11 protein-coding genes are annotated in these 16,606 nt (G+C 66.8%); 8 read left to right on the top strand and 3 right to left on the bottom strand.

Translation table 11 applies throughout. The features are described 5' to 3' along the window. Positions 1-5: 5 nt before the first annotated feature. The 6 genes from N7422_RS07140 to N7422_RS07115 all read left to right on the top strand — a co-directional run bounded on the left by N7422_RS07140 (position 6) and on the right by N7422_RS07115 (position 8,669). The gene (locus N7422_RS07140) at positions 6-1,400 is read left to right on the top strand and encodes a sigma 54-interacting transcriptional regulator (RefSeq protein WP_279805860.1); all 1,395 of its coding nucleotides are present in this window, start codon (positions 6-8) and stop codon (positions 1,398-1,400) included. Between the two features lie 272 nt (positions 1,401-1,672). Then, on the top strand, positions 1,673-3,064 hold the full coding sequence (locus N7422_RS07135) for a GntP family permease (protein ID WP_279805859.1): 1,392 nt from the start codon (positions 1,673-1,675) through the stop codon (positions 3,062-3,064). Positions 3,065-3,075: 11 nt separating this feature from the next. Then, the gene (gene hbdH / locus N7422_RS07130; RefSeq protein WP_279805858.1) at positions 3,076-3,846 is read left to right on the top strand and encodes a 3-hydroxybutyrate dehydrogenase; all 771 of its coding nucleotides are present in this window, start codon (positions 3,076-3,078) and stop codon (positions 3,844-3,846) included. 131 nt (positions 3,847-3,977) lie between these two features. Continuing rightward, the gene (locus N7422_RS07125) at positions 3,978-5,936 is read left to right on the top strand and encodes an acetoacetate--CoA ligase (protein WP_279805857.1); all 1,959 of its coding nucleotides are present in this window, start codon (positions 3,978-3,980) and stop codon (positions 5,934-5,936) included. Positions 5,937-5,971: 35 nt separating this feature from the next. Beyond that, positions 5,972-6,247, top strand: coding sequence for a peptidylprolyl isomerase (locus tag N7422_RS07120; protein ID WP_279805856.1), 276 nt, complete (start codon positions 5,972-5,974; stop codon positions 6,245-6,247). Between the two features lie 133 nt (positions 6,248-6,380). Next, the gene (locus tag N7422_RS07115) at positions 6,381-8,669 is read left to right on the top strand and encodes an autotransporter outer membrane beta-barrel domain-containing protein (RefSeq protein ID WP_279805855.1); all 2,289 of its coding nucleotides are present in this window, start codon (positions 6,381-6,383) and stop codon (positions 8,667-8,669) included. Here the strand turns inward: N7422_RS07115 and N7422_RS07110 are convergent. Further along, positions 8,666-9,289, bottom strand: coding sequence for a LysE family translocator (locus N7422_RS07110; RefSeq protein WP_279805854.1), 624 nt, complete (start codon positions 9,287-9,289; stop codon positions 8,666-8,668). The two genes, N7422_RS07115 and N7422_RS07110, sit on opposite strands and share 4 nt — an antisense overlap. 136 nt (positions 9,290-9,425) lie before the next feature. Here N7422_RS07110 and N7422_RS07105 point away from each other — a divergent pair, with 136 nt between their 5' ends. After that, positions 9,426-10,244, top strand: coding sequence for an AraC family transcriptional regulator (locus tag N7422_RS07105; RefSeq protein ID WP_279805853.1), 819 nt, complete (start codon positions 9,426-9,428; stop codon positions 10,242-10,244). On the opposite strand, the gene N7422_RS07100 is transcribed toward N7422_RS07105, so the two are convergent. Then, the gene (locus tag N7422_RS07100; RefSeq protein ID WP_279805852.1) at positions 10,245-11,024 is read right to left on the bottom strand and encodes an alpha/beta hydrolase; all 780 of its coding nucleotides are present in this window, start codon (positions 11,022-11,024) and stop codon (positions 10,245-10,247) included. A gap of 36 nt (positions 11,025-11,060) precedes the next feature. Next, positions 11,061-11,471, bottom strand: a complete 411-nt coding sequence (locus N7422_RS07095) for a VOC family protein (protein WP_279805851.1) — start codon at positions 11,469-11,471, stop codon at positions 11,061-11,063. 134 nt (positions 11,472-11,605) lie between these two features. On the opposite strand from N7422_RS07095, the gene N7422_RS07090 reads away from it, so the two are divergent. Beyond that, positions 11,606-16,606 carry a DUF6543 domain-containing protein gene (locus N7422_RS07090; protein WP_279805850.1) on the top strand — a complete coding sequence of 1,667 codons (5,001 nt, stop codon included), beginning with the start codon at positions 11,606-11,608 and terminating at the stop codon, positions 16,604-16,606.

Here is a 16,606-nt window from a genome sequence, read left to right as displayed (position 1 = left end):
ACCCCATGCAAGACAACGACAACCTCAAGAACTACCCCCAGGTCCGGCAACTGGCCATCCGCTCGCTGTTCGAGATCATCGAACAGTCCAGCGAAGGCACGGTCATCGTCGACCGCCAGGCGCGCATCGTCTGGATGAACGAGCGCTATGCCCGGCGCTTCGGCCTGACGGACGCCGCCAGGGCGATCGGCCAGCCCTGCGAGGCGGTGATCCCAGGCAGCCTGATGCGCGAAGTGGTGAGCAACGGCAAGCCGATCCTGCTGGACATGCTCGACACGCCCAACGAGCCGCTGGTGGTGATGCGCCTGCCGATCCATGACGACCAGGGCACGCTGATCGGCGCCATCGGCTTTGCCCTGTTCGATGAGCTGCGCAGCCTTTCGCCGCTGCTCAAGCGCTACGCCAGCATGCAGCAGGAGCTGGCCTCGACCCGCTCGCAGCTGCGCGCCCGCCAGGCCCGCTACAGCTTCGCCCAGTTCGTCGGCACCAGCCCTGCCTGCCTCGAGGCCAAGCGTCGCGCCCGTCGTGGCGCGGCCAGCGACTCGCCGGTGCTGCTGCTGGGCGAAACGGGCACCGGCAAAGAGCTGCTGGCCCACGCCATCCATGCCGCCTCGCCACGGGCGCACAAGGCCTTCGTCGGCATCAACAGCGCGGCGATCCCCGAGGCGCTGCTGGAGGCCGAGTTCTTCGGCACCGCGCCGGGCGCGTTCACCGGCGCCGACCGCAAGGGGCGCAGCGGCAAGCTGCAGCTGGCCGAAGGCGGCACGCTGTTCCTCGACGAGATCGGCGACATGCCCCTGACGCTGCAGAGCAAGCTGCTGCGCGTGCTGCAGGAAAAGGAATACGAACCGGTGGGCTCCAACCAGATGCTGCGCAGCGATGTGCGCATCATCGCCGCCACCTCCATCGACCTGCAGACGGCCATGGCCCAGGGAACCTTCCGCGCCGATCTGTACTACCGGCTCAACGTGCTGCCGATCGAGGTGCCGCCGTTGCGCGAACGCCTGGAGGACCTGCCGGCGCTGTGCGAGGCGGTGCTCGGCGAGCTGGGCAGCCAATACGAGCTGGAGCCCGAGGCGCAGGCGCTGCTGGGGCGCCATCACTGGCCAGGAAACATCCGTGAGCTGCGCAATGTGCTGGAACGGGCGACCTTGCTGGCGGATCAGCCGCGGCTGAGCGTGCACGAGCTGATGAATGCGTTGGGGCCGTTGAGCCCGGTGCAAGCGCGAGCCACGCCGCTGGATTATCGCGAAGCGTGCGCGCGGTTCGAGCGCGGGTTGATCGTGGATGCCCTGGCGCGGCATGCCGGAAATGTGCCGCAAGCCGCGCAGGCCTTGGGGTTGGGACGCTCGACCCTGTACAAGAAGATGGTTGCGCTGGGCATTTCGTCTCAAAACTGAGATGCGCATCTCTCCATAGAGATATACGGCAAGTCTTTTACCCGCTCAGAGGGCGAGGCGCGGCATGGCAAGGACTTCGTCTATCTTCGCGGGTGAACCCGCACCCATAGGGGTTGGCGGTCCTGAGGGAGACCCGTGGTAGAAAATCTCAAAATTGAGACAAGATCTTCCGCAATCAGAAAATACACCTTATTAATCAACAATTTAATAAGTGGCACGATTCCCGCTATCTCCTGTGCAACCACAAAAACAACAGCTGGAGATTGTCCCCGATGACCGTGCTCATCGCCTTGGCCGCCCTGGCCCTGCTGATGCTCGCCGCCTACCGCGGCTACAGCGTGATCCTGTTCGCCCCCATCGCTGCCCTCGGCGCCGTCCTGCTCACTGACCCCGCCGCGGTGGCGCCGGCCTTCACCGGCGTGTTCATGGAGAAGATGGTCGGCTTCATCAAGCTGTATTTCCCGGTGTTCCTGCTGGGCGCCGTGTTCGGCAAGCTGATCGAGCTGTCAGGCTTCTCGCGCTCGATCGTCGCCGCCGCCATCCGCCTGCTCGGTACGCGCCAGGCGATGCTGGTGATCGTGCTGGTCTGCGCCCTGCTCACCTACGGCGGCGTATCGCTGTTCGTGGTGGTGTTCGCGGTCTACCCGTTCGCCGCCGAGATGTTCCGCCAGAGCGATATCCCCAAGCGGCTGATTCCGGCCACCATCGCCCTGGGCGCGTTCTCGTTCACCATGGACGCCCTGCCCGGCACACCGCAGATCCAGAACATCATCCCCAGCACCTTCTTCAACACCACCGCCTGGGCGGCGCCCTGGCTGGGCCTGATCGGCACGCTGTTCGTGTTCTGCGCCGGTATGCTCTACCTGCAACGCCAGCGCAACAAGGCCCTGCGCAAAGGTGAAGGCTACGGCAGCAACCTGCGCAACGAGCCGGAAACCGCCGACGACATCGCCTTGCCCAACCCGTGGCTGGCGCTGGCGCCGCTGCTTCTGGTCGGCGTGATGAACCTGCTGTTCACCCACTGGATTCCCCAGTGGTATGGCGCCAGCCATACCCTGCAGCTGCCCGGCATGGCCGCACCCGTGCAGAGCGATGTGGCCAAGCTCACGGCGATCTGGGCGGTGCAGGCGGCGTTGCTGGTGGGCATCCTGATGGTGCTGGCATGCGCCTTCGGAACGATCCGCCAACGCTTGGCCGAAGGCACCAGGAGCGCCGTCAGCGGCGCCCTGTTGGCGGCGATGAACACCGCCTCGGAGTACGGCTTCGGCGCGGTGATCGCCTCGCTGCCCGGCTTCCTGGTGCTGGCCGACGCCCTGCGCGGTATCCCCAACCCACTGGTCAACGAAGCCATCACGGTCACCCTGCTGGCAGGCATCACCGGCTCCGCCTCGGGCGGCATGAGCATCGCCCTGGCGGCCATGAGCGACAGCTTCATCGCCGCCGCCAATGCCGCCGACATCCCGCTCGAAGTGCTGCACCGCGTGGCGGCCATGGCCAGCGGCGGCATGGACACCCTGCCGCACAACGGCGCGGTGATCACCTTGCTGGCGGTGACCGGGCTGACCCATCGCGAAGCCTACAAGGACATTTTCGGTATTACCCTGATCAAGACCCTGGCCGTGTTCGTGGTGATCGCCACGTTCTACGCCACCGGCATCGTATGAAGGAGAACGGCATGACGCTCAAAGGCAAGACCGCGCTGGTCACCGGTTCCACCAGCGGCATCGGACTGGGCATCGCCCAGGTGCTGGCCGAGGCCGGCGCCGACATCCTGCTCAACGGCTTTGGCGACCCGGCCCCCGCCATCGCCGAGATCCAGCGGCACGGCGTCAAGGTACGCCATCACCCCGCCGACCTTTCCGACGTGGCCCAGATCGAGCAGATGTTCGCCACGGCCGAACGCGAATTCGGCGCGATCGACATCCTGGTGAACAATGCCGGCATCCAGCACGTGGCGCCGGTCGAGCAGTTCCCGGTGGAGGCCTGGGACAAGATCATCGCGCTGAACCTGTCGGCGGTGTTCCATGGCAGCCGCCTGGTCCTGCCCGGCATGCGCGCGCGGGGCTGGGGCCGGATCGTCAACATCGCGTCGGTGCACGGGCTGGTGGGTTCCACCGGCAAGGCCGCCTATGTGGCCGCCAAGCACGGGGTGGTCGGCCTGACCAAGGTGATCGGCCTGGAAACCGCCACCAGCAACGTCACCTGCAACGCCGTCTGCCCCGGCTGGGTACTGACCCCGCTGGTGCAGAAGCAGATCGACGACCGTGCCGCCGCCGGTGGCGATCCGCTGCAGGCGCAGCATGACTTGCTGGCGGAAAAGCAACCGTCCCTGGCATTCGTCACGCCCCGGCACCTGGGCGAGCTGGTCCTGTTCCTGTGCAGCGAGGCCGGCAGTCAGGTCCGGGGCGCCGCCTGGAACGTCGATGGCGGCTGGCTCGCCCAGTGAATACACATGCGCGTGTGGTCGGCGTACAAGCGGCTAAAGTGGAGTAGGACGCCTCGCGGGAATTGCGCGTTTGCAGCGCGGGAGCGCGCAATCTCCGCGAAAGGACCAACGACCATACCGAGGGTTCCGGCATGCACGATGTACTTTGGCGCCCCTCCACCACCCAGATCGAAGCCAGCCGGATGGACGCCTTCCGCCGCCGGGTCAACCTGCGCTTCAACCTCCAGCTCGATGACTATGCCGCCCTGCACCGCTGGAGCGTCGAGCATCGCTCACAGTTCTGGCAGACCCTGGCCGAGTACTTCCACGTCCGCTGGCATGAACCGCCTGCCCATATCCTCGAGGAAGGCCCACGGATGCCCGATGCCCGCTGGTTCAGCGGCGCCACCCTGAACTTCGCCGAGCACCTGCTGCACCGACGCGACGATCGCCCCGCCGTGATCTCGGTGCTGGAGGATGGCAGCCGTCAGGCGCTGACCCACAACCAGCTGGCCGCCGAGGTCGCCGGCCTGCAGCAGGCCTACCGGCAAGCCGGCATCGGTGCCGGCGACCGTGTCGCGGCGATCATGCCCAACACCTGGCAAACCCTGGTGGCCATGCTCGCCGCCACCAGCCTGGGGGCGGTCTGGTCCAGCTGCTCGCCAGAGTTCGGCACCCACGGCATCATCGACCGCTTCGGGCAGATCGCCCCTAAGCTGCTGGTGGCCTGCGCCGGCTATCAGTACGCGGGCAAGACCATCGACCAGGTAGAGAAAATCAACCAGGTCGTCGCCCAGCTGCCACACCTCGAACAATTGCTGATCGTCCCGCATACCCGTGGGCAGACCCGGATCGATGAGTTCACGGCCCGGCGAGTCGCGCTGTGGGACGACTTCTTCAAACCCGGCGGCAGCCCGACCTTCACCGCCCTGCCCTTCGACCATCCGCTCTATATCCTCTACTCCAGCGGCACCACCGGCGTGCCCAAGTGCATCGTCCACCGTGCCGGCGGTGTGCTGCTGCAACATGTGAAAGAGCACGGCCTGCACAACGACCTCAAGGCCAACGACGTGCTGTTCTACTACACCACCTGCGGCTGGATGATGTGGAACTGGCTGGTCAGCGGCCTGGCGGTCGGCGCCACGCTGGTGCTGTACGATGGCTCGCCGTTCCACCCGGGCCCGGAGCGTCTGCTGGACCTGATCGACGCCGAGGGCATCCAGGCCTTCGGCACCAGCGCCAAGTACCTGGCGGCCCTGGAACAGGCCGGGGTCGAGCCAGCAACGTCGCATCGCCTGGACAGCCTGCGGCTGATCCTCTCCACCGGCTCGCCGCTGTCGCCGCACAGCTACGACTACGTGTACGCCAGGATCAAGGCCGACGTTTGCCTTGCCTCCATGTCCGGAGGCACCGATATCGTCGCCTGCTTCGTGCTCGGCAATCCGCTGCTGCCGGTGCGGCGTGGCGAAATCGCCGGCAAGGGCCTGGGCATGGCCGTGGAGGTATGGAACGACCAGGGCCGACCGGTCAGTGGCGAGAAAGGCGAGCTGGTCTGCGTTCAGCCATTCCCGTCGATGCCCCTGGGGTTCTGGGGCGACAGCGATGGCAGCCGCTACCATGACGCGTATTTCAGCCAGTTCGAGGGTGTCTGGTGCCAGGGTGACTACGCCGAGCAGATCCCCGGTGGCGGCCTGGTGATCCATGGGCGCTCCGATGCCGTGCTCAACCCCGGCGGCGTGCGTATCGGCACCGCGGAAATCTATCGCCAGGTGGAAAAGGTCGAGCAAGTGCTGGAAAGCGTCGCCATCGGCCAGGACTGGCATGGCGATGTGCGCGTGGTGCTGTTCGTGCGTCTGCGCGACGGCGTGCAACTGGACGATACCCTGCGCCTGCGCATCCGCCAGGTGATCCGCCAGTACGCCACGCCGCGTCACGTGCCGGCGGTGATCGCCCAGGTCAGCGACATCCCGCGCACCCTCAGCGGCAAGCTGGTGGAACTGGCGATCCGCAACGTGGTGCATGGCCTGCCAGTGAAGAACACCGACGCTCTGGCCAACCCCGAAGCGCTGGAGCAGTACCGTGACCGCGCGGAGTTGCGCGATCAGGCATAATGGCGGCTTTTTCGCCCCGAAGCACAGGTACTCCCATGAAAGCCCAAGCCCGCCACATCCTGGTCAAGACCGCTGACGAAGCCGAAAAGCTCAAGCAGCGTATCGCCAACGGCGAGGCCTTCGACGTCCTGGCGAAGAAGTTCTCCACCTGCCCGTCGGCCAAGCGTGGCGGTGACCTGGGCGAAGTGCGCCCGGGCCAGCTGGTGGGCGCCGTCGACCAGGTGATCTTCAAGAAGCCCCTGCGCGTGGTGCATGGGCCGATCAAAAGCAAGTTCGGCTATCATCTGGTGCAAACGTTCTATCGTGACTGATGCACTGGCACCTGGCATTTTTGCCAGTTGCTCTTCGTGTGGTGTTTACCTACAAGTCAGCCTGGGCCGACGCGAAACAGCGCTGCGCTGAGTCACGCGACGGTCCATTTCGACTGGAAATGGAGACCTGCCGATGCGCCATGCCTGCCTGTTCGCCCCCGCCTCGTTGGCGTTGCTCGCCCTGCCCGTGCCAGGCCTCGCCGAATCGCTGACGGTGTCATCGGGCGACACGCTCGGCGCCGTCGTGCAATCCCAGGACATCGACACCTTCACCATGACCGGTGGCACCGTTCAATCGCTGAACCAGAGCCTGGGATACGACATTTTCACGATGTCCGACGGTCATATCATCGGCGGCTTCGAAGACGGTGACAGCGCGATCTTCAGCGGCGGTCGGATCGGCCGGGTCGATCTGAAACTCGCCGACAACTATTTCGAGATGTCCCAGGACAGCGCGGTGCAGACGCGCATCGACGGCAACCTGGTGAGCGGCTTCGGCAACGACACCCTCCTCCTGCGGGGCGGCACCATCGGCGGCAACATCAGCACCAGTGGCGGCGTGGACAACATCACCATCAGCGGTGGCCGGCTGGCGGGCAATGTGCTGGCCAGTGCCGGAAACGATGTCTTCAACTGGTCAGGCGGCAGCATCGGTGGTCAGGTCGACATGGGCGTGGGGGACGACCGCGCGAATATCCGGGGCCTGGATGCCCAGACCCTGTCCATCACGCTCGATGGCGGCATGGGCAATGACAGCCTGGTATTCGACAACAGTCAGCTGGTCGGCGCAGCCCGCCATGTCAATTGGGAAGCCATCGATCTGAGCGGGAACAGCCGCCTGACACTGGATGACGCGCTGGTCCTGGGTGATCCTGCCAGCGGCACCGGCGTGCTGGGCATCAACACCGGCAGTACCCTGATCTCAAGCCAGGGCACGGTATCCGCGTTTGCCAGCGGCCAGAGGGCGACACTGCGCAACGCGGGAACAATCGACCTGAGCGCTGGCAACGATGGACAGGGGCGCCTGACGATCGTGGGAGGCTATGCCGGTGATGGCGGCACGCTCAGGCTCGCCAGTGTGCTGGCAGACGACGCAGCCCCGTCCGACCGCCTGGTGGTCAGCCAGGGCAGCATCACCGGCACCACCTTGCTGCAGGTCGCCAACCTTGGCGGCGCGGGTGCCGCCACAAGCCAGAACGGCATCCAGGTGGTCGAGGCCCGCGACGGAGCCCTTAGCACCTCCGACGCCTTCGTGCAGACCCAGACGCTCTCGGTCGGTGCCTACGACTACCGCCTGTTCAAGGGCGGCGTGACCGCGGGCAGCGAGAACAGTTGGTACCTGCGCTCGACACTGGTGGCCCCGCCCGTGCCCGCGCCCGGCGAAACAGCCATTGCTCCCCCCGTGGAGGCCCCCGCCCCGGGCCAACCCGACCTGCCGAGCCCGGTGGCCGGCCAGAGCTTGCCACTGTACCGTCCCGAGGTACCGGTGTACGCCGCCGCGCCACGGGGCGCGGCGATCATCGCCCGGCAGGCCTTGGGCACGTTCCATCAGCGCAACGGCGACCAACAGCTGCTGGCCGGCCAAGGCACGCTGCCGGCCAGTTGGGGCCAGGCCTATGGCGGCGCATTGCGTCAACAGTGGAGTGGCACGGTCAGTCCGAGCCTGGACGGCGATCTCTACGGTTTCAAGGTAGGCCAGGACGTGTTCGCCAGGGTCAGCGATGGCGGTTACCGCCAGCAGATGGGCGTGTACCTGAGCCATGCCCGCCTGGACGCCGACGTCAAAGGTTTCGCCCTGGCCATGGAAGACCGCCGTGTCGGTGACCTGAAGCTCGACGGCGACAGCATCGGTGCCTACTGGACCCTGGTCGGGCCGCAACGCGGTTACCTCGATGTCGTGCTGCAGTACACCGATCTCGATGGCCGCGCGCGCTCGCAACGCGGCGACAAGATGAACATCGACGGCCACGCCTGGACGGCCTCGGTGGAGTCCGGCTACCCGATTGCCCTCTCCACGCACTGGACCCTGGAGCCCCAGGCCCAGCTCATCGCCCAGAAGGTCTCGCTCGACAGCGCCAACGACAGCGTCTCGCACATCAGCCATGACGCCCAGGTGGAGCTTACCGGGCGCCTGGGCCTGCGCCTCGAAGGTGCCTTCGGCCAGACCAGGGCGCGCCTGCTGCAGCCCTACGTACAGGTCAACCTGTGGCATGCCGACGGTGGCCGCGACACCCTGACCTTCGATGGGGTGGATCGAATCAAGACCGACTACCGCTACACCTCGATACAACTGGAAGGTGGCATGCTCGCCCAACTGACCCAAGCGCTGAGCCTGCACGGCGGCGTGCAGTACAGCAGCAACCTGGATAGTCGCCAGCAGGAAGCCAGCGGCGTGAACCTGGGCGCGCGCTGGCAGCTCTAGCGGCGCGCCGCCAACAGGCCAAGACCCGCGCAGCCCAGTAGGGAGGCGCTGACCCGGTTGAACAACCGTCGTGGCCCTGGCCGTTCGAACCAGCGCTGCAGGTACGCACCGAGCCCTGCATAGATGGCGATGGCCGCCCACTCCAGCAGCAGGAACAGCACGCCCAGTTGCAGAAACTGCTGACTGACCGGCGTGGCGCTGCCCACCGAAACGAACTGCGGCAGGAAGGCGGTGAAGATCAGGATGGCCTTCGGATTGCCTGCCGCCACCCAGAACTCCTGCCGCGCCAGCCGCCAGGTACCGCGCGGCTGTTCGCCCGCCGCCAGCGCCTCGCCCACCGGCGCCCGCCACAGCTGCCAGGCGATGTAGAACAGGTAGCCGGCGCCCAGTACCTTGATCGCCAGGAACAGGTATTCGCTGGTATGCAGCACCACCGCCAGGCCCATGGCGGCCAGGGCGATCATGCCGCTGAAGGCCAGCAGGCGTCCGCCACCGGCGACGCACGCGGTACGCAGGCCATAGCGACTGGCGTTGTGCAGGGACAGCAGGTTGTTGGGGCCCGGCGCCATGTTCAGGGCAAAGCAGGCGGGGATGAACAGCAGCAGGCTCGACAGGTCCATTGTTCTTCTCCTTCGACGAGGTCGGCAGCGTCGCGCCCGGCAGGCGATATCGTCAAGCACAGTGGCGCGGCAAATGGCCGGAACAGTGAGCGGCGGTTAGACTGCCCGTTCCCCACACGTCGCCAGGCCATCCGCCATGAGCATCCCGAGCTGTGAAATCTGGCACGACCCCGCCCTGCCCCACGTCGAGAGCCGGCGCGCCTGTCATAGCCGCGCCTGCTACAAGGCCCACAGCCACCCGACCTTCTCCATCGGCGCGGTGGACTCAGGGTTCAGCCGTTTCAGCGGCGCCGGCCCTGGTGAGACGCGGCTGACGCCAGGCACCCTGGTCCTGGTCCCGGCACAGCGGGTACACGCCTGCAATCCCGAGCCGGGACAGGCGTGGAGCTATCAGATGCTGCATCTGGATGCCGACTGGCTGCGCTGTCTGCGCCTGGAGTCGGGGATCGCCGCAGGCGAACCGGGTGCCCCCGCGCGAATCACCCGCTCGGCCACGCTCTATCGGCAGTTCTGCGCACTCAATGCACTGCTGTTTTCACCCGCCGCGCCCATCGAGAAGGAAGCCGCGCTGGTGGCGTTCATCGGCGACCATGATTTTTCCTCCCACCCCACCCTGCCGGCGGCACCGCCGCTGACGCCTTCGGCGCTCGCCGGGCTGATGGCGCACATCGAGGAACAGGATCCTGCCAGCCTGAGCCTGGATGTCCTCGCCCGGCAAGCGGGGATGGGGCGCTATCCCTTGATCCGTGCCTTCGCCGCCACCACGGGCATGACGCCCCACGCCTACCTGCTCAATGCCCGGGTGAACAAGGCACGGCATCTGTTGCGCCAAGGGGCGCCGCTGGCAGATGTGGCCTATCGCCTCGGGTTCGCCGACCAGAGTCATTTCCAGCGCGTGTTCAAGGCCCATGCGGCCGTGACGCCCGGCCTGTACCGGGCAGCCAGGCACGGCTGATCAGCGCAGAAAACACATCACTTCGTCCAGCACCTGAGACCCGTGCTCGCGGTGCGGTACATGGCCGCAACCCGCCAGCACGCGCATCCGGCTCGGGCCGCCGGCCAGGCGGACAAAGCGCTCGGGGTGCGCCAGGCTGCCGAACTCGTCGTTGTCCCCATGCAGGCTGAGCAGCGGGCAACGCAACCGGGCGAGCCGTTCGTCGAGGTTCCAATCGGCAAACGCCGCCGACAGCCAGTTGTCGACCCAGGCCCGCAGCACCCATTCGGCCTTGTCTGCGTGATAGCGCTGCAAGCGCGCCATCTGCCCGGGCTCGGCGAACTGGCTGTCGGCGGCGCGAATGCCGTCCAGCGTGCGGGATTCGACGAAAGCCTGGGCCGACTCGGTGATCACGCCCTGGCACTGGCCGGCGAAGGCGGCGCCGCAGCCGATGGCCATGCCGCCTCCGACACTGTGGCCAAAGACCAGGAAGTCGCCGATGGCCAGTTGCGTGCGCAACGCCGCGAAACCGTTGCCGGCCTCGGCTTCGACGAAATCTGCGCGCAGCTGGCCGGGATGGGCGGCGGAGCGGCCGAAGCCGAGGCGGTCGTAGGCAATGACCGGATGGCCCGTCGCCCGTGCCAGCTGCTCGGGGAAGTCGCGCCAGAGCGCCACGCAGCCCAGCGAGTCGTGCAGCAGCACGATAGGCACGCCCGACGGCTGCGCTGGCGTCCAGGCCTGGGCATACAGGCGCCCTTCAGCGGTCTCGACCCAGTGTTGCTGCACGATGATGTCACTCATGGAGACTCCCGCTCACGGACAAGGCATCCGGCCATGCTACAACGGCGGTCCCTTTAGTTCGACCCGATTGCCGTCCGGGTCGAAGCAGTACAGCGAGAGCCCCTCGCCTTCGGCGCCATAGCGCTTTTGCGCGGCCTCCACTCGCACGCCGGCCTCGAGCAGGTGCGTCGTCAGCGCCTGTTCGTCGAATGGCGCGATGCGCAGGCAGAAATGATCGAGATTGTGCCCCGACTCACCCGGGCCTGCCCCGCCCTGGCGCCCTAGCGGGCCGTCTAGCCAGACCAGGTCGATCAGGCCGGCGCCGGCCCCCAGGTGGACCATGCCCAGATCCTCGCGGCGTTTGCGCACCGGGCAGCCGAGCAGCCCTTGATAGAACGCCAGGCTGCGCTCCAGGTCGCGGACGCGCAGCACGATATGGTCGATCTGCTGGATGACGAAGGCGGGCATGACGGTACTCCACTGGCAGGCGTTGCCTAGACCATAGCAGCCGCGCGGCGCAGGCAAAGCATGCGAGCAACTATGTACCGCCCGAGCCACGGGCCACTGCCGTCGAATGGCCGCCCCTCAACCGGAGAACGACCATGCTCGACATCGATCCCCCCTACCACCAGCAACAGATCCTGCGCAGCCTGCCCGGCTGGACCCAGCACCTGCATCCGACACAGACCGCCAGGCTGCTGCGCCGCGCGCATCGCGAGCACGTCAAGGCGGACGGCCAGTTCACGGACTGGTTCGCCCAGGCGTCCAGCCCTCGCCAGGCCAGCCTTCGCGACGCGATCAGGCGGCGTGCCAGCAGCCAGGCCGCGTTGAGCAAGGCGCTGGCCGACCTGCGCGGCATCACCGAGTTCAGCCAGCCATTGCTGCAGGCGCGTCTCGGCCCGGATGTGGCGCTCACCCAGGCGCAGTTTCGCCTGCAGCCCTTCACCTCGACCCTCGTGCAGCAGTTCCCCGATCCCGACGCGTCCCACACCCTCGCCGCCCCGCCCACCTGGATCGATCAGCCGGCTGGCGAGGCGACGCTTACCAACCTGTTGGAAGCCGCCCTGCACAATTTCGAAGGCATGGCCGCCGTTGGCTCGTTAAGCACCCTGCAGGTCAGTGCCGACGACAGCACCGAGCTGGCGGGCCTGAGCACCCGCCAGTTCGTCTCCCATTGCCGCGCGCTGGACCTGGGCAAGCGTTACCAGGAACACCTGCAGGGCATCTACGCAGGTTCGCGCAAGCAACAGATACAGGCGCTGTGGACCCAGGCCCGGCGCGACGAACTCAGGGTGCAGGCGCAGATCGCCCACCTGCGCGGCCTGCTCAGCGATCACGGCCACCAGGCGCTGCTGCAGTGCTGCGAGCATGACGCGGTGCCGCGCTACGGCGCCTGGCCGGTCGCCGCGCGGACATTGAGCATGCTCGACACCCAGCTCCATGACGTGCTGCTGTTGACGCCCGAGGGCCCGCAAACGCCGCCCTACATCGCCTACCTGCCATTCGATGACGAGCATCCCGTACAGGAGTTCGCCAACCTGCTGGAGCTGGGCAGACACATACGAAACCGTCTGCTCGATCCAGCCTGGCGCAAGCGTTTCCTCGAACATGTGGCGCTGAAGGACCGTGCGCAGATGGCCAGCAAGCTGCGTGCCCGCCTGTTCGACAATCCACATTCCGGCATCACGCCAGTCGAGGCCCCAGCGACTGCCTTCGGCGAGGCAGAGCAAGACATGCATACCTGGCAGGGCCAGGCGCCGGACACTGCGCAGAATTCCCAACCCGTACGCTTTCCAGCCTTGGCCGTGCATGAACGGAATATCACCTTTCCGCTCTGGCCCAAGCTGTTCAATGCCCATGTCCAGCGCCTGAAGGACGATGCCCGTTGCATTGCCGTGCCCACTGCCGACATCGACGCCAAGGCCCTGCGCGAACGACTGGCCCACTGGGGCGAGCAAGGCCTGACGCTGCTCAACGTGGCCGCCATGTTCGTGCCCGGCCTGGACGTCGCCATGCTGGCGGTCGGCGCCGGGCAGATCATGTCCAGCATCTTCCATGGCTTCGAAGCCTGGTCCGAGGGTGACAATGCCAGCGCCGTGGTCCAGCTCGAATCGTTGATGGCCAACCTCGGCAGTGTCGCCGTTATCGGCGGCGCCACCACGCTGCTCAAGGCGTCCGGACTCGTGGACATGATGGAAAGCATCCAGGTGGGAGGCGACGAGCGTCTTTGGCATCCGCAGCTCGAGCACTATCGAAGCCGAGCCGAGATCCCGCCCGGTCAGGAACCCGATGGCGAGGGGCTGCTGCACTTCGATGGACGACATTTCGTGGAGCTGGACAGTCATCTTCATGAGCTTCGTCACGATCCACAGAGCGACTGGCGACTGGTTCACCCCGAGGATCCGCAAGCCTATCAGCCCTTGCTCAAGGGCAACGGCCGCGGCGCCTGGCGCCTGGCGCACGAGCGACCGCAGGACTGGAGCCGGACCAAGCTGCTACGTCGGCTCGGCCCGATCTGCAAGGGACTGGATGACGCCGACTTGCTCGCTGCACTGGACAGCACCGCCCTGCAACGCGGCGTCCTGGAACAGCTGCATGTCGACGGCGGACAGCCGCCGGTACTGCTCGAAGAGGCCCTGTGGCGCCTGAAGCTCGATGCCACCGCCAGCGACATCATCGCCCGCACCCGGGCAGGCTCGCCTCTGGCCGCCTACAAGCAGTTCGCCGCCAGCGTGCTCGGCGAACTGCCCGGCTGGCCACAGGACGTCGTGCTGGAAGTGTTCGATGGCGATCAACCCGTCGGCAGCGCGACCCGCTACGGACGCGATCGCCCTGGTGACCGGGTGATCCGGCTGACTCGCAGCGACCTGGACAACGGCGACCTGGCACGCATCGTCCTCGAACATCTGGACGACACCGAGGTCGGTGCGCTGCTGCCCGGCGCGGTCGAGCCTGGCCAACGGCAGCAGGCATTGCAAACCCTGATGGCCGACCACCTGCAGGCCAAGCGCAGCTCACTGTTCGACAGTCTGCTCGCCAGCCGGCCGCAGCCGGCCTCGGCCACGGCCCAGACGATAGGCAAGCAGTTTCCGACCCTGTCCGGACGAGCCGCGGAGGAACTGGCCAGCCATGCCAATGGCCGCGAGGGCCAGGCCATGCTGACGGGGCGCCTGCCCCTGCGTATCGCCGAAGAAGCGCGTTCACTGCAAGCCCGCATGCGCCTGGACCGCGCCATCCTCGGCCTGTACCGCGACAGCCTGGCCACCGCCGACAGCCAGCGCATCCGTGACGCCTTGCGGGCCAGCCATCCGCAGTGGACCCGCGAGCAGTGCTATCACGGCGCCCTCGCCGACCGCTCCCGGGCCGCGCGCATCATCGGGCAAGTGCCACCTCGCCAAGGCTTTCGCTCGCCGTTGCGCCTGAGCGATGGGCGCTACGGCTATCCGCTGAGTCCAGGTGTATTCGCCTCCAGGGCCGAACGTGAGCTGCACGCCCTGTACCCAGGGCTGACCGACCGCGAACTGCGTAGTCTGCTTGCCACGCTGGTCGATCGCGGCAACATCGCCGAACAGATCCAGGCCCTGCGCACCCAGCTGAACGTGCTTCGCCAGCACCTGGCCGAATGGGCACAGGCAGGCGCGAACCGCTGGGGCGAACAGATCGGCAGCCATTACCGCCGAGCCGCCGACCTGCTGGCGCGAGCCTGGCAGGGCCTGGAGGGTGAAACGCTGAGGCTGTCCGACCTCACCCTGGAGACGCTGCCCTCGCTGCCGGCCCGCCTCGACCACATCACCGGGCTGACGCTGGACACCGTCAACACCACGCAGATTCCCGCCGACCTGCTGCAGGCCTTCCCTTCGTTGCAGCGGCTCGTGATCCACAACAGCCCGCAGATCGGCATGGCGTCGCTGTTCCGGGCATTGCGCGACGCCCCCGCGCTGCAGGAACTGCGGTTGACCAGCAACGGACTGGAACAGCTCCCGGCCGAAGCCAGCGAACGGCTGCCGCAGTTGCAACACTTGCAGCGCCTCTCCCTGCGCTACAACGACCTGACACTGACCCGCGCGGACCTGAACATGCTGACGGGGCTGCATCTGAGCACCCTGGACCTGCATGGCAATCAAATCGCCCTGGACGCCGAGACCGCCGCGCTGTTCAGCAACATGCGCACGCTGCGCCAGCTGCACTTGAGCGACAACCCCCTGGGCGTCAGCCCCGACCTGAGCGGGCTCGGTAATCTGGCCGTGCTGCGCCTGGAGAGCTGCCAGCTGCAGCATTGGCCTGCCGGCCTCACTGAGCTGATGCAACGCAACCCGAGTGCGCTGCGCGAGATCGACCTGAGCCTCAACGACATCGAGCAACTGCCACCGCTGGGCCAGATAATGAGATCGCCCTATGTCGAAGGGGTACGGACGAGACGGGCACACCACCGCTGGCGTTTCGACTACAACCCGCTGGACGATGCCACGCGCCAGCGCCTCCAACGCGCCGGGGTCGTGGTCGAGCCACCACCTGAGGCTGTCGCGCCGGCGCAGCCCTTGCAACGGGTGGACTGGTTGAACTTGGCCAGCGAACCGCAGAGGGCCACCTGGACCATGCTGTTCGCCGAGGACCAGCACAGCGCCCTGCGCCAGGTGCTCGAGCAGGTCGGAATGTCCCGTGGCGCGCTGCGCAGCCCCAGGGCGTTCGCCTCTCAGGTCTGGACGCTGCTCGAACGCGCCGCCGCCAACAGCGAGCTGCGCCAGCGCCTGGAGCAGGTCGCCGCCGAGTTTCCGGCCACTTGTGGCGACGCCGGGGCTGACGGTTTCGGCACCTTGCAGATCGAGGTCATGGCCTACGACGAAACCGAGGGGGCCGAAAAAACCACATCGCCCCTGTTCAATTTCTTCCGCCGCCTGTTCCGTCGCGACCAGGTCAACGAACTGGCGCAGGCGCTGTTCAACGCACGCCAGGCCCGACGCGAAGCATTGCAGGTGCATGACGCCTGGTCGGCGCTGCCGCTCGGGCAACGAGGCGCCGAGCCCGCGGTCCCGTCGCTGCACAGTAGCGATGACATTGCCGATGACGTACTGCGCAGCGGTCTCGGCCAAGGGCTGGACCTGGTCGAAGTCCGCCTGGCCCTGCGCACCAACCTGGCCACGACGCTCGACTTCCCCGAGCCCCAGCAGGACATGCTGTACCGCGACACGGCCGATATTTCATGGCGAACCGAAGAGGCCATCGCGCAGGAGGTCGAGGCCCTGGACGAGTCGCCCGAGGCAAGGCGGCGATGGGTTTCGCGACACCCTACCTGGCGCCGCTTGCTGAGAAACGAGTTCCCGGCGCGCTTCGCCGCCTTGAGGACGCGCTGGGACCTGGGCGTGGATTACCTGGAGTTCTGCTTCACAGCGGCGGACACACCCGCCGCGCCGGAGCCTGCCGTGCTCGGCAGCCTGCAGCGGGTGCTGGGCGAAAGCCCGCTGGACGAGCAAGGCCAGCCGCGCCGCTTGACGATCACCGAGGGGCAGTACATCACCGGCATGAATCGCATGGCCGTTGGCCTTGAAGAGGACGAAGATGCCCTCTGTCTGCAGCTGACCGTACGGCGTGACCCCAATAACTGA

This window comes from Pseudomonas sp. GD04091 (genome assembly GCF_029836165.1).
Classification (GTDB): domain Bacteria; phylum Pseudomonadota; class Gammaproteobacteria; order Pseudomonadales; family Pseudomonadaceae; genus Aquipseudomonas.
The sequence above is the reverse complement of the archived record's forward strand: the minus strand, read 5'-3'. Positions and strand labels throughout refer to the sequence as shown.

What these genes read in the sequence shown, in the direction of transcription:
- N7422_RS07125 (WP_279805857.1), top strand. Translation starts at nt 3,978, where the DNA reads ATGCACGATGTACTTTGGCGCCCCTCCACCACCCAGATCGAAGCCAGC.
- N7422_RS07100 (WP_279805852.1), bottom strand. Translation starts at nt 11,024, where the DNA reads ATGAGTGACATCATCGTGCAGCAACACTGGGTCGAGACCGCTGAAGGG.
- N7422_RS07105 (WP_279805853.1), top strand. Translation starts at nt 9,426, where the DNA reads ATGAGCATCCCGAGCTGTGAAATCTGGCACGACCCCGCCCTGCCCCAC.
- N7422_RS07120 (WP_279805856.1), top strand. Translation starts at nt 5,972, where the DNA reads ATGAAAGCCCAAGCCCGCCACATCCTGGTCAAGACCGCTGACGAAGCC.
- N7422_RS07140 (WP_279805860.1), top strand. Translation starts at nt 6, where the DNA reads ATGCAAGACAACGACAACCTCAAGAACTACCCCCAGGTCCGGCAACTG.
- N7422_RS07095 (WP_279805851.1), bottom strand. Translation starts at nt 11,471, where the DNA reads ATGCCCGCCTTCGTCATCCAGCAGATCGACCATATCGTGCTGCGCGTC.
- N7422_RS07090 (WP_279805850.1), top strand. Translation starts at nt 11,606, where the DNA reads ATGCTCGACATCGATCCCCCCTACCACCAGCAACAGATCCTGCGCAGC.
- N7422_RS07135 (WP_279805859.1), top strand. Translation starts at nt 1,673, where the DNA reads ATGACCGTGCTCATCGCCTTGGCCGCCCTGGCCCTGCTGATGCTCGCC.
- N7422_RS07115 (WP_279805855.1), top strand. Translation starts at nt 6,381, where the DNA reads ATGCGCCATGCCTGCCTGTTCGCCCCCGCCTCGTTGGCGTTGCTCGCC.
- N7422_RS07110 (WP_279805854.1), bottom strand. Translation starts at nt 9,289, where the DNA reads ATGGACCTGTCGAGCCTGCTGCTGTTCATCCCCGCCTGCTTTGCCCTG.
- hbdH (WP_279805858.1), top strand. Translation starts at nt 3,076, where the DNA reads ATGACGCTCAAAGGCAAGACCGCGCTGGTCACCGGTTCCACCAGCGGC.